This is a genomic window from Vannielia sp. ABF1_015 (assembly GCF_056160745.1).
Genome location: NZ_JBSWXT010000004.1, coordinates 201,569 through 225,265, shown reverse-complemented (window position 1 = coordinate 225,265; position 23,697 = coordinate 201,569). Strand labels below are relative to the sequence as shown.

The following is a 23,697-nucleotide window of genomic DNA, read 5'->3' as shown; positions in this document are numbered from 1 at the left end:
TGGTTGATGGTTTGGTCCTGGGGTGGGTCTGGGGGGGTTTGTTGGAGTGGGGCGGGGGAGGCAGGGCCATACGAAGAAGGCTGGGGGGGCGTTGCCCCCACACCCCCGGAGATATTTGCAGCAAGAAAATGGATCAGGCGCAGATTTTCACCGCGCGGGCGAGATCGGCGGTGAAGCGGGCCTCGGCCTCTTGGCGGGCCTGGGCCTCGGGGAGGCGCAGGAGGTAGCTCGGGTGGGTGGTGAGCAACACGGGGGTGCCGTCTGGCGTGTGTTCGATCATGCCGCGCCGCCGGGTGATGTTGCGGGATGAGCCGGTGAGGGCGAGGGCAGGCGTGGCCCCCATGGCGAGGATCAGGCGGGGTTTGACCCAGTCGCGCTCTAGGTCGAGCCACCATTTGCAATGTTCGATCTCATCCGCATCTGGGCGCTGGTGGAGGCGGCGCTTGCCGCGTGGGGTGAATTTGAAGTGCTTCACCGCGTTGGTGACGTAGGTTTGTTGCCGGCTGAGCCCGGCCTTGGCGGCGCAGCTATCGAAGAGTTGCCCGGCGGGGCCGGTGAAGGGCTTTCCGGAGAGGTCTTCGGAGTCGCCCGGCTGCTCGCCCACGACCATGATGCGAGCGGAGAGCGGCCCCTCGCCGGGCACGCCTTGCGTGGCGCGGCAGCCGATGGGGCAGCGGGTACAGGCGTCGAGGTGCTGCTTGAAGGTGTCGGGGGTGACGCCTTCAGGCATTGGCGCGCGGGTGGCGACGGCCTTGGCGGCGAAGGCGGGCGGGATGCTTGGCAGCTTGGCCTGCATCTCGGCGGCGCGGGCGGGGGCGGTGCGGATCAGCTCGGGGATGAGGCGAGCCTCGGGGAGGTTCTTCCAATACTTCTTGGGCATCTCCGAGCGCATTGCCGCAGGCATCAGCCGCGCCGGGTTGAAGATGTTGGCGTAGTAGGTGCGCCAGAGGTCGTGGCTGGCGTCCTCGGGGGGGCGGGTGTGTTCGGCGGTTTCCTCAAAGGAGAGCGCGCCTGCGATGAAGCGGGCGGTGAGGATGGGCGTGGCGATGACCCAATCCATATCGCCGAAGCGCTTGGCAAAGAAGGGCGCGGCGGCTTCGGTGATCGGGTTGTCGGGCTCGAACCATGCGGCGAAGGCGCGGCGGTTGGCACCTTGCGGCGTGACCTCGTTGAAGCGGACGAAGGCGTGCATCTTGTGGATGTCGCGGCCCACCTCCTTGCGCTGGTGCAGCAGTTTGAGCAGCGCGTCGTCGGCGCGGTCGCCCCAGCGGATCTCGCCCCGGCCAAGACGGAGGACGAGGGCGTAGGCACGGGCGAAACGCTGAGGGTCGCGGTGGTAGAGGCTGCTTTCGATATCCAAAAGGGCCTGTCTCGAAAGGCGAATTTCGACCGGTGCGGCGCGCGGCGCATCGTTGCTGGCGAAGAGATCTTGCGCGTCGTCTTGCGTCCAGCGGACGTGTTCAGCGGGCACGCCCTCTGCCGCGAGGCGGCGCGCTTCGCCGCGCCATGCGGCGATTGAACCGATTTTCGGGAGCCGAACGGTGAGCATCAGAACAGCGAGAGTTGCTCGGGCGGGGGGGCGAAGCGGGCGCGCAGGTTTGCCTCATCCGTCAGGCCGCGTGGCGACCAGCCGGGGCAGGTGATGAAGGGTTTGGCGTTCTTCAGGTTGCAGCCGATCTTCAGCAGGTCATCGTAGCGCAGGGTGCGGTGGCGGCGGGCGGCAAGGATGCGTTTGACGCTGGTGGTACCGAGGCCGGGGGTGCGCAGCAGGGCTTCGCGGGGGGCGGTGTTTATATCGACCGGGAAGGCCTCACGATGGGCGAGGGCCCAGGCGAGCTTTGGGTCGATCTCAAGGTCGAGCATGCCGGACTTGGGCGCGATCTCGCCTGCGTCGAAGCCGTAGAAGCGCATCAACCAGTCGGCCTGATAGAGCCGGTGCTCGCGTTGCAGCGGCGGGCGGATGAGCGGCAGCACCTTGGAGGCGTCGGGGATGGGGGAGAAGGCGGAGTAGTAGACGCGGGAAAGTTTGTAGGAGGCGTAGAGGTTGGAGGAATTGGCGAGGATGTCGCTATCCTTTGCCGCATCGGCACCGACAATCATCTGCGTGCTTTGGCCCGCCGGAGCGAAGCGGCCCTTGCGGCCCTTGTAGGTGGGCTCCTTCGCTGCCTCCCGGCGGGCGCGGACCCCGGCCATCGCGGTGCGGATCTGCTGGGCGGATTTCTCGGGGGCGAGGGAGGTGAGGGCCTTCTCGGTGGGCAGCTCGACGTTGATCGAGAGCCGGTCGGCCCATTTGCCTGCCTCGTCGAGCAGCTCGGGGGAGGCGTCGGGGATCGTCTTGAGGTGGATATAGCCGCGGAAGTTTTCCTGTTGGCGGAGGGTCCGGGCGATGCGGACCATGTCGGCCATTGTGTCATCCGGCGACTTGATGATGCCGGAGGAGAGGAACAGGCCCTCGATATAGTTGCGGCGGTAGAACTCCACGGTGAGGCTCACCACCTCTTCGACCGTGAAGCGCGCCCGTTCCACCCGGCTGCTGACGCGATTCACGCAGTAAGCGCAATCGTAGATGCAGAAGTTCGTCATCAGGATCTTCAGCAACGAGATGCAACGGCCATCGGGTGCGTAGGCATGGCAGATGCCAGCGCCGCCGGAAGAGCCAAGGCCCTTACCGTCTTTCGAGTTGCGCCTGTCACCGCCCGAAGACGCGCAAGAGGCGTCATACTTGGCGGCGTCAGCGAGAATCGCGAGCTTGTCTTGGAGGGTGCGTTTGGTCATGTGTTCCTGATATGTTCCTTTTGCGAAACATGCCAGTCACAGGGTTGGGAGGGCAATGCACTATGACATACGGGCGGCGCTTGGGTACGCCGCCCGTATGCGTTTCGTGAGTAAGCGTCAGGCCGGTTCGCCCTCGGCCATCACCATCCAGCGGATTCCGAAGCGGTCGGTGAGGGTGCCGAAGAGGGGTGTCCAGAACATGGGTGCGAGGGGCATGCGCACCTCTCCGCCCTCTGAGAGAGCCTCGAAGGCGGCGCGGGTGGCGGCCTCGTCGGGGAGGGTCGCGGCCATGGAGCAGCCGGCCATGGGGGTGAACTCGCCCATCAGGTCGTCGGAGCCGTAAACGAGGCTGTCGCCGATCTTCATGGAGCCGTGCATCACCGCATCATCGGGCACGCCAGGCATGTGCGCCTTATCCTCTTCAGGAAGGCTGGAGAAATTCATCAGCTCGGGCGCGGGCGTTTTGAAAACCTTGGCGTATGTTTCAAAGGCCTCGCGGCAGGTGCCCTTGAAGAAGAGATAGGGGGTGGCTTCCATTGTGCGTCTCCTCATAAGTGTTGATATCAACATAAGCGGCAAGCCCAGCTGCCGTCAACTGACGATAGGCCGAGATCAGCCGGTGGGTGTAGCGGGGTCGGAGGGCGGGGTGCAGCGCGCGGCGAAGGCGTCCAGCTCGCGGCCGATCCGGGTGTCGCCGCTCTGGCTGCGCAGATGCTCGAAAAATGGCGCATAGGCCTGTGCATCGCGGCGGGCGTGGGTGCAGAAATAGCTGTCGATGATGCCGGTATCGCAAAGCCCGCCGCTCTCGCAGAAGCTGACTTGTGAGTAGAAGCTGTCGAGCACCAGAAGCGGCTCGCGGATAGGCTCTTCGGCCCCTGTGCGAAAGACCGATGCGGCGAGCATGGCGGCATAGTTGCGGGGGGTGAGCGACTGGTTGCGCAGCATGGCGACAAGCTCGGGCTGCCCGGCCCAGAAATCATAGAGCGCTTGACGCGACCCAAGCAGGGGTTCTTCGGTATAGGCGTTGATGTAGGTGATGGCTCGGGCGCGGTTCTCGGCCTTCAGGGCTAGGTCCTGATCGTAGAAAAACTTCGCCATCCCGGCCACGGCGACGACCAGCGTGAAGAGATGCGCCAGCGTGTCGATATCCATCTCGGGCTTGAAGAAGCGCCGGATGCGCGAGCGGCGTGCGGGGGCCTCCTCAGCCGTGGCAGCGGGGGCGGGCTCAGCGGGGCTGGACATCGCAGCGCTCCGGGTAGAAGGCCAGCAGCCCGGCGCTTTGCGGAATTTCGATCCCGGCGAGACAGGTGAAATCCTGCGCCGAGAGGGCGACCACGGCATCGGGCGCTTCGGCGGCGTCGAAAAGGGAGATATCGGGCGTGGTGAACTGTGCCGTGTCGGCGGGCGCTGCGGGCGGGGCCTCGCCGCAGTCGGCCAGCGTCACAAAGGCGGTTTGACCCTCAGCAGGCGCATAGGCCTCGGCGTTCTGTTGCAGACAGGCAAGCTGGGCGCTGGTGACGAGGAAAAAGAAGGCCTCGTCCTGCGCCACGGCAAAGGTGGGCGCGGCGGCCAGAAGGGCAATGCATGTGGGGCGGAAAAGGCGATGCATGAAGTTCGTCTGATTGGCTGTGACTGATGGTGCTCTGACCGTTCTAAGCGCCATGGTCTCAGGTGCAAGCGCCAAGCGGGCATTGCCCTTCAGCCCTGCGCGTCCTAGAAGGCGGCTCGGATCACGGGAGACAATGAAATGGGCTTCAAAACCGGCATCGTGGGGCTGCCCAACGTGGGCAAGTCGACGCTGTTCAACGCGCTGACCCGCACGGCAGCGGCGCAGGCGGCGAACTTTCCGTTCTGCACGATCGAGCCCAACGTGGGCGAGGTGGCGGTGCCGGACGACCGGCTGGAAAAGCTGGCGGCAATTGCGAGCTCCAAGCAGATCATTCCCACGCGGATGACCTTTGTCGACATCGCCGGGCTGGTGAAGGGCGCCAGCAAGGGCGAGGGGTTGGGCAACCAGTTTCTAGCCAATATCCGCGAATGCGACGCCGTTGCTCACGTGCTGCGCTGCTTTGAAGATGGCGACGTGACTCACGTGGAAGGCCGGGTGGACCCTGTGGCCGATGCCGAGACCATCGAGACCGAGCTGATGCTCGCCGACCTTGAAAGCATCGAAAAGCGCCGCGCGGGCCTGGTGCGCAAGCTCAAGGGCAACGACAAGGAAGCCGCCCAGCAGGATCGCTTGCTGGCCGCCGCACAGGCAGCGCTTGAAGACGGCAAACCGGCCCGCACGGTGGATGTGGATGCCGAAGACGCCCGCGCGTGGCAATTGCTGCAACTGCTGACCTCCAAGCCGATCCTCTTCGTGTGCAACGTGGCCGAAGATGAGGCCGCGACCGGCAATGAACACTCTGCCGCCGTCGAGAAGATGGCCGCCGAGCAAGGTGCCGGTGCTGTGGTGATTTCGGCCAAGATCGAAGAAGAGATCAGCCAGCTCGATGCTGAAGAGGCCGAGATGTTTCTGGAGGAGCTCGGGCTGAAGGAAGCCGGGCTCGACCGGCTCATACGGGCCGGATACGAGCTGTTGCACCTGCAAACCTACTTTACTGTCGGTCCAAAAGAGGCCCGCGCCTGGACCATCCCGTCAGGCACCTCAGCGCCGCAAGCGGCAGGGGTGATTCACGGGGATTTCGAGAAGGGCTTCATCCGCGCCGAGACCATAGCCTACGAGGACTACATCGCAGGCAATGGCGAGCAGGGGGCCAAGGAGGCGGGCAAGATGCGCGCCGAGGGCAAGGGATATATTGTGCAGGATGGCGATGTGCTGCACTTCCTGCATTCGGGCTGAGGCAGCCGGGTTTGCCGCGCAAGCGGGTGTGGCTTCCTGAAGAGTATGAGTTTGTAAGGGATTGATATGAAACGTTTTGCTGCCATCGCTGTCGTTGCACTTCTGCTTGCAGGCTGCACCACGGATGCTCTCATCAGCACCGCCTACCCGGACCGCGAGCGCTTTCGGTTTCGCAATTCGGACGGCGATGCGCTGACCTATCTTTGTGCACCCGGCGCGGATGCAAAGGCGCGGGCCACGAAGGCGCACCGCTACACCGACACCCAGCTCACAGCCGTGGCGAAATGGGCGGCGGGCCACATCGTGAACGGCACCGCCTCCAGCCGCCAGATCTCGGCCCGTATCAATGCCGTGGCCGAAAAGACGGTGGAAGAGACTGAGCGCCGCTATAAGTGCCTGATGATCGACGCTAGCTAAAGGGCGCGGCAACTCGGGCCGGAACGAGGCAACCGAAAGGGGGCCGGTGATGCTGGATCTGAAATGGCTGGACTGGAGCCGCAAGGTGAAGCGGGGCGTACTTCGCCAGCTTGCTTCCGTGGGGCTAGAGCCGCCAGCGCTGAAAATTCTTCGCCATGACGAGCCGGTGGGCAGCTATGATGTGACGCTGCGCCGGGCCGGTGCGGGGTTTGAGCTTGCCCTGCCGTCGCAACGCCCGCCGGTGCATCCGCGCAAGCGTGCCTTGAGCCACAGTGCCGCTTATCTGTGCTGGATGATGGCCGCGCCCGAGGGGGTGGCCCAGATCAGCGGTAATACCTCTGATGGGCATGAGCCTTCTGTGGCCCGGTTCAGTTTTTCCTCCTGCGGCCAAACGGTTCCGGTGCCGGATCACTTCTTCTTCCGCAGCCGGGGGCATGACGCGATGCGCGAGGCGGCCGCGCAGGTGGCATTGCCTTGGGCGGATCGCGGGGCAGAGGTGGTTTGGCGGGGCCGTGCGAATGGGCTGGGGCCGCTTCTGACCGATTGCGTGGCGGGGCAGCCGGGGGTCAACCAGCGCCTAGCGATGGCGCTGCGGTGCCGGGGTGGGGAGATCGACTTTCGCTTTATCGACGAGCCCGAGCGGGGCGAGGCGGCGGCGCTGCGGGCGCAGGGGCTATTGGGCGAGCGGCTGGCTTCGGAAAGCTGGGGGCAGCGCAAGTATGCCATTGATATTGATGGCATTACCAACACTTGGGACAACCTCTTTCATCGCCTGCTCCTCGGCTGCTGCGTGCTCAAGGTCGATAGCCCCTTTGGCTTTCGTCAGTGGTATTATGACCGGCTGGAGGCGGGGCGGCATTTTGTGCCGGTGCGCGCCGATCTGGCCGATCTGGAAGAAAAGCTGGACTGGCTGCGCAGCCATGACGCCGAGGCCAGCGAGATTGCGCAGGAAGGTCAAGCACTTGCGCGGGAAATGACATGGGAGCGCGAGCGCGCCCGTGCGGCGGAGATCCTCGCCGCGGGGTAGGGGCCGGTGGCAGAAAGGGGCTTTCGCCGCAGCGGTGTTTCGCGCCACAGTCGCCCAAGGCAGACACCCGCGAAGGAGCCCCAGCGATGCCCGATCCGTTCTTCCAGCCCGTCTCCGGCTTTGAGCTGCCGCGCTTTGCGGGCATTCCCACTTTCATGCGGCTGCCCCATGTTTCATTGGAAGATCAACGCCTTGCCGAGGTTGAGATCGGGCTGATCGGGGTGCCTTGGGACTCTGGCACCACCAACCGCCCCGGCCCGCGCCACGGGCCGCGCGCGCTGCGGGATGCTTCCTCCATGATCCGGGCGGAAAACGGGGCAACGGGGGTGCGGCCCTTCGAGCTGGTCAACTGCGCCGATCTGGGGGACGTGGCCCCCAACCCGGCCGACATCGCCGACACGCTGGAGCGGATAACTTCGTTTTATGCCAGGGTGTTGGACGCCGGGATCATGCCGCTGACGGCGGGCGGAGACCACCTGACATCGCTGCCCGTGCTGCGTGCCGTGGCGGCGGAAAACCCGGTGGGCATGGTGCATTTTGACAGCCACACAGACCTCTACCACTCCTACTTTGGCGGCACGATGTTCACCCACGGCACCCCGTTCCGCCGGGCGGTGGAGGAGGGGCTGCTGGAGCCGGAGCGGGTCGTGCAGATCGGCATTCGCGGCACGGCTTATGACAGCGAAGACAAGGACTTCGCCAAGTCGGTGGGTATCCGCTTGATTCCGATAGAGGAATTCCATGCGAGGGGCGTGGATGACGTGATGGCCGAGGCTCGCGAGATCGTGGGCGAGGGGCCGACCTATGTGAGCTATGACATTGATTTCATTGACCCGGCCTTTGCCCCCGGCACCGGAACGCCCGAGGTGGGCGGGCCGAACAGTTACCAGGCCTTGCAGGTGGTGCGGGCGCTCAGGGGGCTGAACGTGGTGGGCGCCGACATGGTGGAAGTCTCGCCGCCCTTCGACGTGGGCGGGGCCACGAGCTACCTCGGGGTGTCGGTGATGTTCGAATTGCTTTGCGTCATGGCGGAGGTGATGGCGGGCGGGGCGGAAGGTTGAAATTCGGTAAAAGCTGAAAGATTTCAGGGGTTAACCGTAAATAGGCAACAGGCACAACCGATGCACAAGTGATGCACAACCCATGCATACGAGGTTTCGCGCAGTTTGGTTAAGTTAACCCACCGCCCCACGCAACACTTGCCCCGTCAGCCAGCCTCAAGCGCCGAGATTTGCGTAAGCTGCCTCTCGGACATCGCGACATACTGCGAGGCCCCGGCGGCGGCGAACACCTCCAACGCGGCCTCCACATGTTGCCGCGCCGTGGCCAGATGTGCCTGGTCTCCGGCCTTCTCGAAGAAGGCCATTTCGCAACTGGCGAGGTTGCCCCGTACCATGGCCCAGCCGAGCGGCACTCGGTCGCGGGTGCGTTCCTCCAGCGCGGCGCGATAGGCGACGACGGCCTGTTTCAGCCGCTCGGTGCCGCTTTCGCGTCGCCCGAGGTCGAGCAGCGTATTGCCAAGGTTCATCTGGGTCATGGCCCATTCGAGCGGCACGCGGTCGCGGGTGCATTCCTCCAGCGCGGCGCGAAAAGCGGTGACGGCTTGCTCCAGCCGCGCGGTACCGCTTTCGCGTTGCCCGAGGGTTTGGAGCGCAGCGCCGAGGTTCATCTGGGCCATGGCCCAGTCGAGCGGCACCCTGTCACGGGTCCATTCCTCCAGCGCGGCGCGATATGCGGCGACGGCCTGCTCCAGCCGCTCGGTGCCGTTTTCGCGCTGCCCGAGGGTTTGGAGAGCATTGCCGAGGTTCATCTGGGTCGCGGCCCATTGGATCGGCACCCGGTCGCGGGTGTTTTCCTCCAGCGCGGCACGATAGGCGGTGACGGCCTGTTCCAGTCGTTCCGTGCCGCTCTCGCGTTCCCCAAGGGTTTTGAGCGCAGTGCCGAGGTTCATCTGGGTCATGGCCCATTCGAGCGGTACGCGGTCGCGGGTGCGTTCCTCCAGCGCGGCGCGATAGGCGGCGACGGCCTGGTTCAGCCGTTCGGTGCCGCCTTCGCGTTGCCCGAGGGCCCGGAGCGCATTGCCGAGGTTCATCTGGGTCATGGCCCAATCGAGCGGCACCCTCTCGCGGGTGCGTTCCTCCAGCGCGGCGCGATAGGCGGCGACGGCCTGGTTCAGCCGTTCGGTGCCGTTTTCGCGCTGCCCGAGGGTTTGGAGCGCATTGCCGAGGTTCATCTGGGTCGCGGCCCATTGGATCGGAACCCGGTCGCGGGTGACTTCTTCCAACGCGGCACAATAGGCGATGACGGCCTGCTCCAGCCGGTCGGTGCCGCTTTCGCGTTCCCCGAGGGTGAGGAGCGCAGTGCCAAGGTTCACCTGGGTCGTGGCCCAGTCGAGCGGCACCCGGTCGCGGGTGCGTTCCTCCAGCGCGGTGCGAAAGGCGGTGACGGCCTGTTCCAGCCGTTCCGTGCCGCTTTCGCGCTGCCCGAGGGTACCGAGCGAAGTGCCCAACTCGTCCCCCACCGCGCCCCGCTCATCCGCCGAGGTGCAGCGGGGCAGGGTGGCGCGGGAAAGGGCGATAGCCAGCCCCAGCGGTTGGGCGAGGCCCTTGTCGCGGCCTTCCTCGTAGTGCTCGATGAAGAGCGCCCTGAGCGCCGCAACATCCGCCCGCCCGCCTGCGTCCAGATCGGCTTGGCGGATCAGAAGGGCGGCGGCTTTTTCTTCGTCGCCCTCCAGCAGCGCCACTTCCACCCCGGTTTCGATCAGCCGCCCCATCCGCGCGCGATGCTCCGTCTCGGCCTCCTCCAGCGCCGCCGCGATCTCATCCCCCGCCTCGGCGTGCTCACCCTGCGCCGAAAGCGCCGCCGCCCGCCGCAACACCTCATCGACGAAATCGCCGTGGTTGGAGGGGGCATTGCCGCGCCGTTGGACGTCGACCGCGATGTCCATGGCGTTTTGCAACTCCAGCCAGGCCTGGCCGACATCCTCGGTGTCGCCTGCAACGCGCTGGGCGAGCCGGATGATCGCCTTCTCGGTGATCCCCTCCTCGCGCAGCTTGTCACCGGCGCCGGAACTGCCGACGCGTTGCAGGATCGTGCGGAAGATCGCCGGGTTGAGCGCTTCGATCACATCGGGCCGGGCGAGCACATGGGCGAGGGTGTTGGTGAGCACCAGCCGATAGAGCGTGAGCGCCGCCGGGCTCCGGTGAGCCGGGTCTTTCGCGGTGTTGGCGAGCCGGTCGGAGAGGGTGGTGGCGATGGTCGGAGCGTCGAGATTTCCGAGCGCGATATCGTCTTCGCCGGGCGGGTAGAGGTGGACCATCTGGGCGACGAGCTTGCGGGCGTCGGGCGAGGCGGCGACGGAGGTGATCTCGGCCTCCATTACTGGGGCGATCTCTTGCGCGAGGGATTGCATGGCCTTGTCGCCGCGCCTAAAGATCGCCACCCCCGAGAGTGCCGCCCCGATGGTGGTGGCCATCCCGCCGCAAAAGGTGACATCGGCTGCCGTTGCGACGGCCCCGAAGGATGCGGCGATATTGCCGGCGTGAAGTGTCTTTGAAAACATTGGCACCGTTACCCCTTGTCGAAAGAATAGCCGCGCCATGTAGGGGTGGGGAAGCCGAAATTCACCCTTGCCCCCCGTAGCCTTGGTCGATAAACCCGCCGGCGGAGACGTGGCCGAGTGGTCGAAGGCGCTCCCCTGCTAAGGGAGTAGGCGGGAAACCGTCTCGAGGGTTCGAATCCCTTCGTCTCCGCCACCATACCTCATTTTATGATTATCACTGATAGCGTCTAGTGGCGCTGTGACCCTCATTCTATGGGGTTTCTCGCGCCAGCCCTTGTGATCGGGTTCTCTTCGATTACCTGTAGTTCATCCCGTTGTGTGGTATGAAACGTGGTATGGGGGCGCGCCGATGATCTCGGGGAAATTGACAAAGAAGCAAGTCGAGTCGCTGGGGCCTGGGAGGCATGGCGACGGCAATGGGCTTTACCTGGTGGTTGATCCGTCCGGCGCGCGGCGCTGGATCGTGAGGGCGACGGTCAAGGGGCAGAAGAACCGCCACGGTAAACCCATGCGCACAGACTTCGGGCTGGGCGGGGCCGATCTGGTGCCGTTGCAAGAGGCGCGCACCAAGGCGCTGGAGTTCCGGCGCATGGCGCGGCAGGGCCTGAACCCGCGCTTCAACGCGGCGAAGGACATTCCGACCTTCGAGGAAATCGCGCGGCAGGTGCATATCGAGCGGATGCCCACATGGAAGAACGAGAAGCACGGGCAGCAATGGATCAACACGCTGCGCGACTACGCCTTCCCTTTGATCGGTCGCCTGCCTGTGTCGGGCATTGGCCAGCCGGAAGTGCTTTCCTGCGTGTCTCCGATCTGGACGGAGAAACAGGAAACCGCGCGGCGGCTGATGCAGCGGATCAAGGCGGTGCTCGACGTGGCCAAATCCAAGGGCTTTCGTGAGGGTGAGAACCCGGTGACGGCGATCCGTGATGCCAGGGTGCTGCCCAAAGTGCGGACCAAGGCGAAGCACCACAAGGCGATGGACTGGCGCGATGTGCCTGCCTTCTATGCCGATCTGCGCGGCAGGAAGGCGATGGCAGCGAAGGCGCTCATGTTCACCTGCCTGAGCGGCTCAAGGACAAGCGAGGTGCTTGGGATGCGCTGGGCGGAAATCGACTTCGATGCGGCTGTGTGGACATGCCCGGCGGAGCGCATGAAGGCGGGTGAGGCGCATCGGGTGCCGCTGTCGGATGAAATGCTTTCGATCATCGCGCCGTTGAAGGCCATGCAATCGGAGTATGTCTTCGAAGGCCAGAAGCGCCACCAACCGCTTTCCAACATGTCGATGCTGATGCTCCTGAGGCGGATGAAGATTGAAGGCGTCACGGTTCATGGCTTCCGTTCCACGTTCAGGGATTGGGCGGCAGAGGTTGCAGGCGCGCCGCGAGAGGTGGCGGAAATGAGTCTGGCGCATAAGGTCGGGAGTGAGGTGGAGCGGGCCTATGCACGCTCCGACCTTTTGGACAAGCGGCGGACCCTGATTGAAGCATGGACTGACTATGTCAAAGGCTCTTCGGGCAAGGTAGTGGCGCTGGTGCGCGGTTAAGCTGCCCCGTAAGTAAAGCCCGTAAGGTTGGGGCTGTCCGACCTTTTGCAAGCTGGGCGGCAATCAGACAAAACGGGAACAAACTCTTGAAGTTGCAAAAGGTCGGCCCCATGTGACCTTTTGATGGAAGATTCACAGCTAATCGAGCAATTGCACCAGATCATGGAGCGGTGCTGTAAAGTGCCGAAACCCAGCCTCTTGGCCGCTCACTCGCCCCCTTTCGACCATCGGAAACCCAATGAGCACGACTCCAAACCGGAGTTCTTGGCCGAGAAGCAAATGGTTGCGGATGGCATCGTGCATTGCGAGGCCTTGTTCGAGTTTGTGAAGAGTGGCATGGTCGCCGAGTCCGAGCACCATGCCTTGGCAAAGCGTCTCAGTCAGCATGTCGACACAGGGTGCCGTGAAGAGGCGCGCGTGAGGCAACGGGCTGCGACCGCGACCGATCTTGCTCGTTTAAACGCCGCAGAAGTTGGGGCAACGTTCAGCGCCGCTGCCTTATGCCTTGATATCGCTTACCAATTGAGGAAGCGCGCGCAAGAGTTGGAGCAACAGGAGCTTGCTTTCTGGAGTGGAAAATCCCGCCCTCCCAATCACCATGCCCGCACCATTGCGCTTCGAGCAGCGCGGTATGTAGCCCGCACGACTGGGAAAAGACCAACAGTTGGAAAGTCCAGCGAAGGGAACCTTCCGTCCACTGACTTTGGGCGCGCGGTGGAAGAGGTTTTCTCCCTTCTCGGGATCAAGAGCGACTTCCGGCGGGCGGCACGTTGGGCGGTCAAGCAATTGCGGCCTGAGGACTATCAACCCCCGAGGAACGCGCTTGCAGGACTTCTAAGCACAACCATTGAGGACTCTGACCCCCTGCCTTTCAATGCGCTGGCACAATCTTTGTCGGCTGAAACAAAAGCCCAGGACAAATAGACCTTTTTGCCCTCGCATTCCGGGCTTTAGGCGCAGGTAGATTAGAGAGGCCAGATTGGCTTTCCTTGGTTTCACGACAACAACCGTGGAGCCTAAACAATGGCAAACCTATTCGAGCAGAACCGTAACTACGTCCTGGGTGATCCTGAATTGGAGATCATCGGTGAACGGGACAAACTCGCCCAGTGGCGGCACAAGGGCATTGGCCCCGCCTTCTACCGGCTTGGCCGCAAGATCGTCTATCGGGGCGCAGACCTGAACGCCTGGGCGGAAGCGCATCGGGTTGAGCCGGGCAGCATGGGGCGCGGCTGATGGCGAAACGTGTATCGACGCGCGCCCTCAAGAAGCACCGCCACTACACCTATGAGGATGCTGCCGATGCGCTGGGCGTGACCACGCAGACCGTCCGTTCTTGGCGGGCGCATGGGGTGCGGGTGCTTGATGAAAAGCGCCCCCACCTGATGCTGGGTGAAGACCTGATCGTGTTCCTGAAAGCGCGCCAGGCCCCGGCGGAACGCCCAGCGCCGGGCACCTTCCGATGCTTCTCTTGCAGGGAGCAGACGCGGCCTTTGGGCGGTATGGCATTCTACACGCCACTTGGGCCCAACAGGGGGCAGTTGGAGGCGCTGTGCGGCGAGTGTGAAGGGGCCTGCTTCCGTTTCGCCAGTGAAGCCAGCCTGAGCGGATTGGGCGCGTATCTGGAGATTGTCAGATGCGACCCCACGCAAGCCTAGAGGAACCCCTGAACCCCAGCCTGAAACATCACTTCCGGGTGGCTGGAAAACCCCGGCCAAATTCGAGCAACCTAAGAGGCCAAAAATGGCAAAACGAGTAGCTGAAAACGAGCGCGCCAAGCGCGACTATGTGTTCTTCCTTGAGCAGACGGAGGGGCTGGACGAAAAATCCACCGACAAGGTGCTGGCCGCCCTTCGCAAGTTCGAGGAAAGCACCGGCGGGAAGCCGTTCTCCAAGTTCCACATCGAGCAGGCGGCGGGCTTCAAGCGCAGCCTCGCACGTGCAAAGAACCCACGCACCGGCAAGTCGCTGAGCCATGCGACGGTGGATGCCACGCTGGCAATCGTGCGCAAGTTTTTCATCTGGCTCGCAGGGCGGCAGGGTTACCGCTCCAAGTTCACCTACAGCGATGCGGACTACTTCAAGAACAACCGCAAGAGCGCGCGCATTGCCCATGCCGAGCGGGATGTGCCGCACCCTTCGATGGAGGCCGTCCAGCGCGCCTTCGAGGCCATGCCTTGGGGCGATGAGATCGAGAAGCGCGACAAGGCGCTCTTTGCCTTCCTGATGCTCACCGGCGCGCGGATCGGGGCGGTGGCCACGCTGAAAATCAAGCATGTCAACCTGCCCGAACAGCATGTGCGGCAGGACGCGCGGGAGGTGGCGACCAAGGCCGCCAAGAGCATCGACACATGGTTCTTCCCCGTGGGCGAGCAGTATCTGGATTGCTTCACAGAATGGCTGACCTTTCTGAAGGTGGACAAGCTCTTCAGTCCGGAAGATGCGCTGTTTCCTAAGCCGCTTGTCGGGCGGGTAGAGGGGCAGGGCTTTGCCAACCTCGGGCTGTCGCGGGAATGCTACGCCAGCACCGCGCAGCTCAACCGGGTGATCCGCACCGCCTTCGCCAAGGTGCAACTGCCTGAATACACGCCGCACAGCTTTCGGAAGACGCTGTTTCTCTATGGTTCGGACTGCTGCGACACCATCGAGCAGGTAAAGGCATGGTCGCGCAACCTTGGGCACGAGAATCTGGCCACCTCGTACAACTCATATCTGCCGATGAGCCGGGAGCGGCAGCGAGAGGTGCTGGTTGGGATGCGGGGCTAAAGAAACGCAGCTGCGACGAAGAGGTTTTGGCGGATTCCGGAGCCCGCCGCGGTGAGATGACCACCCTTGCTCAACTGTGGAAGTGGACACTCGACCCAAAAAGTCGGTCTTTAACACGGTCTTCCGGCACGAAGGGCGGGAACCGGCCATTCGCTGCGCGCGCGAGCACTAAGGCTCCGCTGGTACGAAGCGGACGTTCAAAAAGTCGCAGGATGGCAGCTTTCTTTGAAACAGCACGGCAACTTCAGGCCCGTCCTCGCGTGCAGTGATGGTTCGCTTTAGGGGGCGCTCGCCTTTGTCCGCATATATGGACGGGCCTTTTGTCCGGCCTCCCCCTGCACCTCGTGCTTCGAACAGGAAGCGGGCTTGAAGCCAACTCCTGCGTCAGTCCGTTTCGAATAACGCGCTTCACGGCCCGATTTTCGAGCCCTTAACACTTGATTCAACAACAAATTCTGGGGCAGGCTAAATCAAAGAATGTGGTGCAAACGCTTTAATGGTATACGAAAATGCCAAGAAAAGCCCCTAACCCGATTGATCCAGTTCATGCGCCATCTGATCATTGCCGAAGACGACCCCGATCTCTTGAACGTGTATCGATCGTTCGCAGAGCGAGCGGGCTGGGACGTTCGGACCTGCGCCTCGGGAAACGGCATCAAGCCGTTACTGGCCGATGGGCAAGGGCCGATCCTCTTGCTGATCGATATCAATATGCCGGACATGGATGGCATCGAGGCGATCGATGAGATTCTCGAGGTGCCAAGGCCAAAGCGGCTCCGCTTTATGACCGGCGGGGACGATGCGCCGATCATTGCCGCAAAGATGATCGCGTCAGCGCGTGACCTATCTGTTGGCAGAAACGTCTACAAACCGATTTCGAGAGAGCGGTTCATCGCCATTTTGGAAGAGGAAGCCGAGTTACTTGACGAGATCGCAAAGCGTGACGATTGATGTTGTGACCATGATTGGTCAGAGTCTGCCGCTCAAACCGGAAGCGGCAACCGACCACACGCGTCGCATGCGCCTGCGCGGGCCACTCCTCCTGAGCATTCGATGCCACGGTCGCCAAGAGCAACGAGCCTGCCGCGATGAATGATGTCCTCGCCGCCCTCATCGACAGCGTTCTGGCGGCCCCCCTGCTTGGGATGGCGCTGGCGTTTCTGTTCCTGTATCGGAACAAACCACGGACCGGCTTGGTGCATCGCGGCTTGCTGGGGCTGGCTTTTGGGGTCTCGGCGGCGCTTATGGTGCGGGCCGGATTTGAATTGCCCGATCAAGCGGGGCTGATCACCGGCGTGTCCGGTCCTTTGGTGTTTGCGGGATATATCGGAGGGCCGCTGACTGGGCTGATTGCTTTTGTCATGGCAAGCGGCACCCGACTTGCCATGGGCGGCGAGTTGATCCTTATCAGCGTTTTGGTAGAGGCAAGCTATGTCTTGATTGGACTTTGGCTGCAAAGGCTGGCTCCTATCGAGAAATGGCCCAACCCGCCGACCCGTTCGCTTGCTCTTGCCATACCCTTGGTGTTTGCGGTGATTGGTCTGAGCTTTCTGATTGCGGTCAGTCAATACGGCTGGACCAATTTCGCTGCCCGTTTGCCGATTTTTGCCTTGGTTCTTCTGGCGCAGGCCGCTTCGCTCTCTTTGGTGTGGTTCGTTGTGCGGGATCTTGCGCGATTGAGCGACTATAGCCGTCAGAATGCGATGCGCGAGCGCCAGATGCAGATGCTGTTCAACGAGGCCGGTGTCGGCGCGTTCAGCAACAATCCGGATGAGGCTGGCGCTGGTTCGTTTGATTTGCTGCCCGACGATGCCGGTTTCTTCTGGGATCAGAGCATTCTGGAAATGTACGCCATGCAGGATGTACCGCCAGAGCAGCGCGCAAAAGTCTACGCCGAGCTAATCCATCCCGAGGATCGGGACGAACTGATAGGGAATGTCGCCCGTGGATTGAACGGGGACCGTAGCCTCACGCATGATTTCGGTCGAATCTATAAAACCACCGGAGAAATGCTCTACGTCAAGCGCATCTGGCATTTCACCGAAGGGGAAACTGGGGACGATGCGACCCTGTTCGGCCTGAACATCGACTTGACCGACGTCTGGAACCTGCGCGCGCAGCGCGACGAGACCGCCGAACGTCTCAAACTAGCGATCGAGGGGTTTCCGGGGTTGGTCTACCAAGCAATTTGGGCGCCGGGCCAAGTCATCAAGACCCTTTATATCAGCGACAAATGCGTGCACATGTGGGGAGTGACGCCGCAACAGGCCTACGACGATCCCGCTGTGATTACCGATCAGGTTCCGGAGGAAACGGGTGAACTGGCCACCGAGATGATGATCGAAAGCGCGCGTACCGGCACGCCAATGTACATGCGCACCCAGGTGCTTACGGGCTGGGCCGATTTCCACGGCCATGCCACGGATCTGGGCGACGGCACCTACCGCATCGAAGGGGTTCTGATCGACGTAAACGCCGAAGTGGCCGCGCAGGAAGAGGCGCAGCGCCAGTCCGAGATCGCCCACAGCGCACAACGCATGGAAAGCATCGGCAGGCTGACCGGCGGCATCGCCCACGACTTCAACAACCTTCTTGCGATCATCATGGGCAACCTCGAATTGCTCAAAGACGACGCGACGGATAAAGAGCGACAGCGCTACATCGAGGCCAGTCTGGAGGCGACCAAACGCGGCGCTGCGCTGACGCGGGCCATGCTGGCCCATGCACGCAAAGCGCGGCTCGATCCCGAGGTTCTTGAGCTCAACAACGTCGTACGCAACGCGAAAGGCTGGATGGAACGCGCTCTGCCCGAGGCGATCGAGATCGAAACCTCTCTTCTTGCCGGGCTCTGGCAAACACGGCTCGATCGCGCATCTCTCGAAAGCGCGCTGTTGAATCTGCTGCTTAACGCCCGCGACGCCATGAAGGGGCAAGGCAAGCTAACCATCGAAACCGCCAATGTGCGCATCGACCAAAGCTATGTCGATCAGCGCGACGAAGAGCTTCGGCCCGGCCGCTATGTCATGCTTGCTGTCAGCGATACCGGGCCCGGCATCCCGCGCGAAACGCTGAAGAACATCTTCACCCCCTTCTTCACGACCAAAGGACCGGGAGAAGGTTCTGGCATGGGGTTGGCCATGGTGGAAGGGTTCGCCAAGCAGTCTAATGGCACCGTTCAGGTCTATACGGAAGTTGGCACCGGGACGACATTCAAGCTCTACTTCCCGGCCGCGAATCCAGCGGAGGCGCGGTTGGCTGACGCGGAAACTCTGCCCCTGACTGCAGAAACCGGTGATCGCCGGCGCATATTGCTTGTGGAGGACGAGTTCGAGGTTCGCCAGGTTCTTTCGGCCATGTTGCGCGGTGTGGGATATCAGGTGACCGAAGCTGAGAGCGGCGACAAGGCATTGACCGTGTACCAAGGCGCCGCGGGCTTCGATCTGCTCATCACGGACATTGTGATGCCCGGCACCTTGCAGGGCACGACACTGGCAAAGGCGATCCGGGCTTTGGATCCGGATTTGCCGATGATTTTCCTCTCTGGCTATGCAAGCGAGGCAACGGTCCATGGCAACGGCCTGCGTCCGGAGGACATTCGCCTGATGAAGCCCGTTGCCAAAGCCGATTTCCTAAAGGCTGTTGCCGGCGCTCTGGGACGGTGACCGGCGCGGTTCTGTCGCAAGTGAGTATCCACTTTACTATTTGGCCAAGTCCACGCTCGCGGGCCTAAACGTTCCAATGCGGACTTTGCCCAAAACAGCAGTCTATTCCGTTCGCCTGGAACCTGGGCATCGGAAAATGCTGCGCGATTGATAAACTCCGCTTTCGTAAAGCGGCATTGTGGCGTTGATTGAAGCTGCTAGGCTCAGGACTCATAGCCAGTAGATGACGATAGCGGCGAGAGCGATGGCAGAGAGGAAGACCTTCGGGCATCGGTCGTAGCGCGTGGCAACGCGCCGCCAGTCCTTTTGCCTGCCGAACATGATCTCGATCCGGTTTCGGCGTTTGTAGCGGCGCTTGTCGTATTTGACGGTTGTGTTTCGCTGCTTCCGACCGGGGATGCAGGCACGTATCCCCTTGTCCTTCAAAGCTTCCCGGAACCAGTCGGCATCGTAGCCGCGATCTCCGAGCAGCCAGTCGACGTCCGGCAGACTGTCACAAAGCGCTCGCGCACCGATGTAGTCGCTGACCTGTCCAGCCGTGACGAAAAGGTTGAGCGGACGTCCCTGGCTGTCGCAGATGGCATGAAGTTTCGTATTCATGCCGCCTTTAGTCCGCCCGATCAGGCGGCCGCGCCCCCCTTTTTGACGCCCAGACTGGACGCCGTTCGGTGAGCCTTCAGATATGTGGCGTCCACTGCCCCGGCAGTTGAAACGCAGTTTCGATGAGAGGGGATCATCACGGTCTTCTTCTCGCCGTGCTCGGCAGCCAGCCCCGCCATCATCTTCGCGAAGATCCCCCTGTCGCTCCAGCGTTTCCACCGGTTGTAGAGCGTCTTGTGGGGGCCATAGTCTTTCGGCGCATCTCGCCAACGCAACCCATTGCGATTGATGAAGATAATCCCGCTCAAGACGCGCCGGTCATCGACACGCGGCTTGCCATGGGACTTCGGGAAATAGGGTTCCAGACGCGCCATCTGCGCATCGCTCAGCCAGAAGAGATCAGACATATCACCGCTCAGTTTTCGCGCTGTGAATCATGCCCTTCCGCTGAGACCAATGGGTCCTGAGCCTAGTCTGTAACGCGGCTGCGTCGAACAGGCTTGCTATGAAAATCACCTCACCTCTGACGCTTGGTTCTTTGTGATGGACGTGGCCGCGTTTGATGGTTCGGACAGTTTCGATGCCGCTAGTGTCGCTTTGGCGGTTCGTAATGAGCGAAAGCCCTCCTGATATCCAAGTAGCCGTTTCATGGCGGCGCGGTCACTTTAAATCCTCTTGTTGAGTCACTTTCGGTCGATGTGCAGGATGCTTTGGAAATGTTGGTCATAGCGGTGGTTGAGTCCACGGTCGACGCGCTGACAGGTATGCGCTTCTTCGGTGCAGATCGTGGCTGGCCTACCAAGCGGCAGCCTTTCGGTTGCCTTGCACAGGAAAACTCTCGCGGCCTTTGCATTGCGCCGTGCGGTCAACCGAAAGTCGACCATCTGACCGTTCGCATTGATCGCCTGCGAGAGGTAGCGCCACTTGCCTCCGACGCGGATGTCGGTCTCATCCACATCCCAGTCGACGCTCGCACGCCGCAGGCGCTTCTCGGTTCGCCTCGTCAGCTCGGGACCAAATTTCGGAACCCAGCGCTACACTGCCGAGCGATCAACAGTAATGCCATGTTTTCCCTGAAGATCGACGACATCTTGTAAGACGGCGGATAGCGGAGGTACCAGTCCTTCCCCAACGCCAGTGGTGCTTGGTCTTACCAATCGCCCTCAAAGGATAAAGTCTGCTTCCGTCAGCGTTGAGACGTCCTGCAAACGGATTTCAAAATCACCGACACCGTCCCCATCTACGTCAGCGGAGATAATGTAGCCGCCCGCATAGGACTCGCCCCGCAACTCCCCCGGCGTATAAGAGAAATCATCCGTACCAACGAAAGTGAACTCCGAATTCGCCACTCCCTGAATCGCGTCAATCTCGCTCAGATCGATCACATCAATGCCGGTCTCGAAGTCTCGGATAACGTCGCTGTCTGGCCCAACGCCGGAGTCACTGAGGGACTCAAAGACGAAGACATCGGCTTCGCCATCCCCAACCCAATGGTCTTCGCCGGAGTTCCAATTGCCGCCAATGAGATAGTCGCGCCCACCTCCACCCACCAGTACGTCAGCGCCGTCTCCACCGCGTACTATGTCATTGCCAAGCCGGCCATATAGTTCGTCATTCCCAGCCCCACCGCGCATGAGATCGTTGTCAAAGCCGCCATCGATGTGGTCGTTCCCATCTCCACCAAACAATCTGTCTTGGCCCATTCCCCCGATCAGTGTGTCATCACCCAGATCGCCATCCAGCGAGTCATCGCCGAAGTTACCAAGCAAATGATCGTCGCCACGGGCGCCGATCAGGTCATCTGCGCCGTCGCCGCCCACAAGCAGGTCATTACCTACACCGCCGTCCAACTCGTCGTCGCCAGCATCCCCATAGAGGACGTCGTTATCGCTGCCGCCGTGAACTCGGTCGTCACCGATCCCGCCGGAGATGTAGTCGTGGCCCTGGCCGCCAAGAATATGGTCATTTCCAGCCCCACCTTCCGCGACATCATCTCCGCCATACAAAGATATGAAGTCATTTCCGCCGTATCCGGCCACGACGTTGTTGCCCCCGTCAACAACGGTCAGTTCGAGTCTCTCAAGCTCCCAAGGCTCGAGGTCGACGGAAAGCGTGTCGAGCGTGCCTGTATAGCCATTGGAATATGTGACGATGGGCGTTGCTGTGGAAGACATGCCACCATGAGAGCCATCATCGTACAAAGACGTGGTACTAATGAAATAGCGCTGATCGACGTCAAGCCCAGTGAGTGTGAGACTATCAATTGCGTTGTCGGCGCCGGTGCGCTCGGACGCGAAGATCACGACCCGGTCCAGGTTTTCGGTACCAAAAGCGTGGAGGTCGACGCCGCCCTGCTCAAGTTCGCCGAATGCGGTGGTGCCAACCAACGTATGGCTCATCATGGCGAAGGCCTTGCCAGAAAGGCGCAGACCGTCGGCGTCATTCCCGGTCAGGGCTGTATCTTCGACCGACCACTCGTGCCGCAGCGGCCAGATCTGGGCGGCATCGACCCCCATGGTCACCATTTCATAGAACTGCTCCACAATCATGGCAGCTTGTGCAAGCCCTCGGTTGTCGTCGAAGTTTCCATTGGCCCGCGCGTTCCATTCAGTGATGTGAAAAGCGAGTTCGGGAAGGGTTGGAGATCGGTCCAGAAGGTCGCCCCAGCGCGACAGCATATAGAAGGTGTAGTCGTCTGAATCGACGCCATTTAGCCCATCATCTTCGTAGTAGTGATCCACAATCCCGTCGATTACGTCTGCGGCCGCCAGGCCCGTCGACGAGACGAAATTGTTTAGTCCGTCAATGAGTGACACGAGCTGATCGGCGGCCGGGCCTTGGGCCGGCACCTCGACGGCAACATACTCCGGCGCCGGCGAGGTCGAGATACTCTCCGGATCGTCCGGATCGACCCAAACCGTCCTCGCCTCGTTGGGCGAGAACCGTCCGGCACAATGGGTGGATTGAACGATAATCGCCGCGTCGACTGCGCCATGAGTCGAGGCGAAGTCCTCTATGACATCGTGAACCACAACCGAGACCTGTGCCGCGAGACGCCCATACTCTGCCGCGGTCATCCGTCCCCCAAGCCAGAACTCGTTCCCGATTTCGAATGCGCTGATCTCCACACTGGCCTCTTCGGCCAAAGTCAGTACGGTCAGGGCGTAGTCGGATACCAGCTCCAGATAGGCGTCCGACACATCGCGCTCACCGTAAGTGCCGTTTAGGAGGGCCGCGCCGGCCCCGATATCGAAGCCGTCGACCGTTGGCAGAACGATCGCAACCGGAGATCCCAGGTCCGCAGCCGTTTCAAGAAAACTGGAAAGGCTCAACACTGTAACGCCATCGTCGTTCTGATCTGCGTGGCCGTCAAAATCTGGATGGTACGTGATATCGAAGGCGTCCATTTGGAAATGGCTTTCGGTCACTCCACCCCCTGGCCAACGCAGGGTAGTCGCGCCCAAAGATTGGATGTTCTCGGCAACCGCACCGTCGTTGTCCGCGATCTCCTCATCTCGGTAAAGGAGATTGACGCCGAACATTTCCGGGCTGATCGAAGTCGCAGCACTCTCGGCACTCAGTTCAAATGTGATAGCAGTCATTTGGGGTTCCCACCTCAGCTTGCAGAAAGGATCGCCACAGGATGTGAACGGAACTTCTGTCCGACCGAGCCCCGAGGGCCCATCGCGTCGCGATCGTCACTTGCCCGTCTCTGCGACCTTGGAAATGACCGTAGCCACCGTCTGCGCCGTGAACGGATCGGGAATGTGGCAGACCTGTGAGGAGCTTTTTAAGTTTTACTCAAGACGTACAGGCTTGCTAAAGGCCGGAGGCCACGCGCACGAATGCTTGCAGATGCTCACAGGTTTTGATTCAGACGCGGGCTCCGCAAAGTCTGCTTCTGGACGGCGCAGGCCGAGCCATCCTCTGGTTTCGCTTCGGACTGAATGCAATCGGTGTGCCCCGTTGCATCGGAGGGTGGGGCGGTTTCAACCTGACACAGCAAGCTCGCGCGTTTAGGCCCCAGAGCGCAAATCCGCTGATGGCCGAGTTTTCCCCTTTTCCAGGCAGACCTATCCCCAGGCCGATGTGACGTGATTACCGAGCGTGGTGTAGCCGCTCAAGACGGCAATCTGGACTTGGAGCCCTGCGACTTGAGGGTCGTAGTCCCATGCCATGAGCCGCTGGCCCATCAGTTTTGGGCAATGCATCAACGTCTCGACGCGGTTCCCGCGGTGTTATTAGCCCCTTCCATCCCCATCCATAGCCCGGCAGACGTATCTGAAGGAGTTTGCTGAGCGGGGGCATAGGGTTCGGTCGCGGCATTTGTTTGCCAGCAGAATTTCATTTGCTGCGCCGGTGCCGGCGATGAAGGCCTTCCGCAGCGGGATATCAGCATGGACGCCGCGATCCGCAGTGGCATTGTTGCACTCGCAGAAATCGTAGGCGCTATCGGCAGTGACGCTGGCGGTCTCTTCGTTTGCGGGGATCTGGTTG

19 protein-coding genes, 1 tRNA gene and 2 pseudogenes are annotated in these 23,697 nt (G+C 61.9%); 12 read left to right on the top strand and 10 right to left on the bottom strand.

Translation table 11 applies throughout. The annotated features are described in order from the left end of the window. Positions 1–133 precede the first annotated feature (133 nt). The 5 genes from ACXAG6_RS20180 to ACXAG6_RS20160 form a co-directional block, all read right to left on the bottom strand. Complete coding sequence (locus ACXAG6_RS20180) at positions 134–1,549, bottom strand: UdgX family uracil-DNA binding protein (protein WP_475339741.1); 1,416 nt, start codon at positions 1,547–1,549, stop codon at positions 134–136. After that, on the bottom strand, positions 1,549–2,775 hold the full coding sequence (locus ACXAG6_RS20175) for a putative DNA modification/repair radical SAM protein (RefSeq protein ID WP_475339740.1): 1,227 nt from the start codon (positions 2,773–2,775) through the stop codon (positions 1,549–1,551). The genes ACXAG6_RS20180 and ACXAG6_RS20175 overlap by 1 nt, the downstream gene beginning before the upstream one ends. Positions 2,776–2,892: 117 nt before the next feature. After that, positions 2,893–3,312, bottom strand: coding sequence for a VOC family protein (locus tag ACXAG6_RS20170; protein WP_475339739.1), 420 nt, complete (start codon positions 3,310–3,312; stop codon positions 2,893–2,895). Positions 3,313–3,387: 75 nt separating this feature from the next. Next, positions 3,388–4,017: a hypothetical protein gene (locus ACXAG6_RS20165; protein WP_475339738.1), complete on the bottom strand. Its 630-nt coding sequence runs from the start codon at positions 4,015–4,017 to the stop codon at positions 3,388–3,390. Further along, the gene (locus tag ACXAG6_RS20160) at positions 4,001–4,384 is read right to left on the bottom strand and encodes a hypothetical protein (RefSeq protein ID WP_475339737.1); all 384 of its coding nucleotides are present in this window, start codon (positions 4,382–4,384) and stop codon (positions 4,001–4,003) included. Before ACXAG6_RS20160 ends, ACXAG6_RS20165 begins: the two co-directional genes overlap by 17 nt. A 138-nt stretch (positions 4,385–4,522) precedes the next feature. Between ACXAG6_RS20160 and ychF the strand changes: the two genes are divergently transcribed. From ychF to speB, 4 genes are all read left to right on the top strand, one after another. Next, complete coding sequence (gene ychF, locus ACXAG6_RS20155; RefSeq protein ID WP_475339736.1) at positions 4,523–5,620, top strand: redox-regulated ATPase YchF; 1,098 nt, start codon at positions 4,523–4,525, stop codon at positions 5,618–5,620. 66 nt (positions 5,621–5,686) lie between these two features. Further along, positions 5,687–6,037: a hypothetical protein gene (locus ACXAG6_RS20150; RefSeq protein WP_475339734.1), complete on the top strand. Its 351-nt coding sequence runs from the start codon at positions 5,687–5,689 to the stop codon at positions 6,035–6,037. Positions 6,038–6,086: 49 nt separating this feature from the next. After that, on the top strand, positions 6,087–7,064 hold the full coding sequence (locus tag ACXAG6_RS20145; RefSeq protein ID WP_475339733.1) for a glycosyl transferase family 90: 978 nt from the start codon (positions 6,087–6,089) through the stop codon (positions 7,062–7,064). Positions 7,065–7,150: 86 nt separating this feature from the next. Further along, positions 7,151–8,125, top strand: coding sequence for an agmatinase (gene speB, locus ACXAG6_RS20140; RefSeq protein ID WP_475339732.1), 975 nt, complete (start codon positions 7,151–7,153; stop codon positions 8,123–8,125). 146 nt (positions 8,126–8,271) lie between these two features. On the opposite strand, the gene ACXAG6_RS20135 is transcribed toward speB, so the two are convergent. Further along, positions 8,272–10,626 (bottom strand): tetratricopeptide repeat protein, encoded by a 2,355-nt coding sequence (locus tag ACXAG6_RS20135; RefSeq protein ID WP_475339731.1) that lies wholly within the window; start codon positions 10,624–10,626, stop codon positions 8,272–8,274. Positions 10,627–10,729: 103 nt separating this feature from the next. Here ACXAG6_RS20135 and ACXAG6_RS20130 point away from each other — a divergent pair. From ACXAG6_RS20130 to ACXAG6_RS20095, 8 genes are all read left to right on the top strand, one after another. Beyond that, a tRNA-Ser gene (locus tag ACXAG6_RS20130) sits at positions 10,730–10,819 on the top strand. Between the two features lie 156 nt (positions 10,820–10,975). Continuing rightward, entirely contained in the window at positions 10,976–12,172 is a 1,197-nt protein-coding gene (locus tag ACXAG6_RS20125) for a tyrosine-type recombinase/integrase (protein ID WP_475339730.1), read from the top strand. 123 nt (positions 12,173–12,295) lie between these two features. Beyond that, positions 12,296–13,096: a hypothetical protein gene (locus ACXAG6_RS20120; protein WP_475339728.1), complete on the top strand. Its 801-nt coding sequence runs from the start codon at positions 12,296–12,298 to the stop codon at positions 13,094–13,096. Positions 13,097–13,195: 99 nt separating this feature from the next. Then, positions 13,196–13,408: a MerR family transcriptional regulator gene (locus tag ACXAG6_RS20115; protein WP_475339727.1), complete on the top strand. Its 213-nt coding sequence runs from the start codon at positions 13,196–13,198 to the stop codon at positions 13,406–13,408. Beyond that, on the top strand, positions 13,408–13,830 hold the full coding sequence (locus tag ACXAG6_RS20110) for a hypothetical protein (RefSeq protein ID WP_475339726.1): 423 nt from the start codon (positions 13,408–13,410) through the stop codon (positions 13,828–13,830). The genes ACXAG6_RS20115 and ACXAG6_RS20110 overlap by 1 nt, the downstream gene beginning before the upstream one ends. A gap of 85 nt (positions 13,831–13,915) precedes the next feature. Next, the gene (locus tag ACXAG6_RS20105) at positions 13,916–14,938 is read left to right on the top strand and encodes a tyrosine-type recombinase/integrase (protein ID WP_475339725.1); all 1,023 of its coding nucleotides are present in this window, start codon (positions 13,916–13,918) and stop codon (positions 14,936–14,938) included. 546 nt (positions 14,939–15,484) lie between these two features. Further along, positions 15,485–15,889 carry a response regulator gene (locus ACXAG6_RS20100; RefSeq protein WP_475339723.1) on the top strand — a complete coding sequence of 135 codons (405 nt, stop codon included), beginning with the start codon at positions 15,485–15,487 and terminating at the stop codon, positions 15,887–15,889. A 137-nt stretch (positions 15,890–16,026) separates the two neighbouring features. After that, positions 16,027–18,600, top strand: coding sequence for an ATP-binding protein (locus tag ACXAG6_RS20095; protein WP_475339722.1), 2,574 nt, complete (start codon positions 16,027–16,029; stop codon positions 18,598–18,600). 210 nt (positions 18,601–18,810) lie between these two features. Here the strand turns inward: ACXAG6_RS20095 and ACXAG6_RS20090 are convergent. From ACXAG6_RS20090 to ACXAG6_RS20075, 4 genes and pseudogenes are all read right to left on the bottom strand, one after another. Continuing rightward, positions 18,811–19,607 (bottom strand): IS5 family transposase gene (locus ACXAG6_RS20090; RefSeq protein ID WP_475339713.1). Its coding sequence is split into 2 segments (ribosomal slippage): positions 18,811–19,247 and positions 19,247–19,607, totalling 798 coding nucleotides; the frame shifts between segments, so codons are not numbered across the junction. 73 nt (positions 19,608–19,680) lie between these two features. After that, positions 19,681–20,320, bottom strand: a pseudogene (locus ACXAG6_RS20085) (IS6 family transposase); the annotation flags it as partial. 43 nt (positions 20,321–20,363) lie between these two features. Continuing rightward, complete coding sequence (locus tag ACXAG6_RS20080) at positions 20,364–22,802, bottom strand: calcium-binding protein (RefSeq protein ID WP_475339720.1); 2,439 nt, start codon at positions 22,800–22,802, stop codon at positions 20,364–20,366. 471 nt (positions 22,803–23,273) lie between these two features. Next, positions 23,274–23,675 (bottom strand): annotated as a pseudogene (locus ACXAG6_RS20075) (transposase); the annotation flags it as partial. Positions 23,676–23,697: the final 22 nt, after the last annotated feature.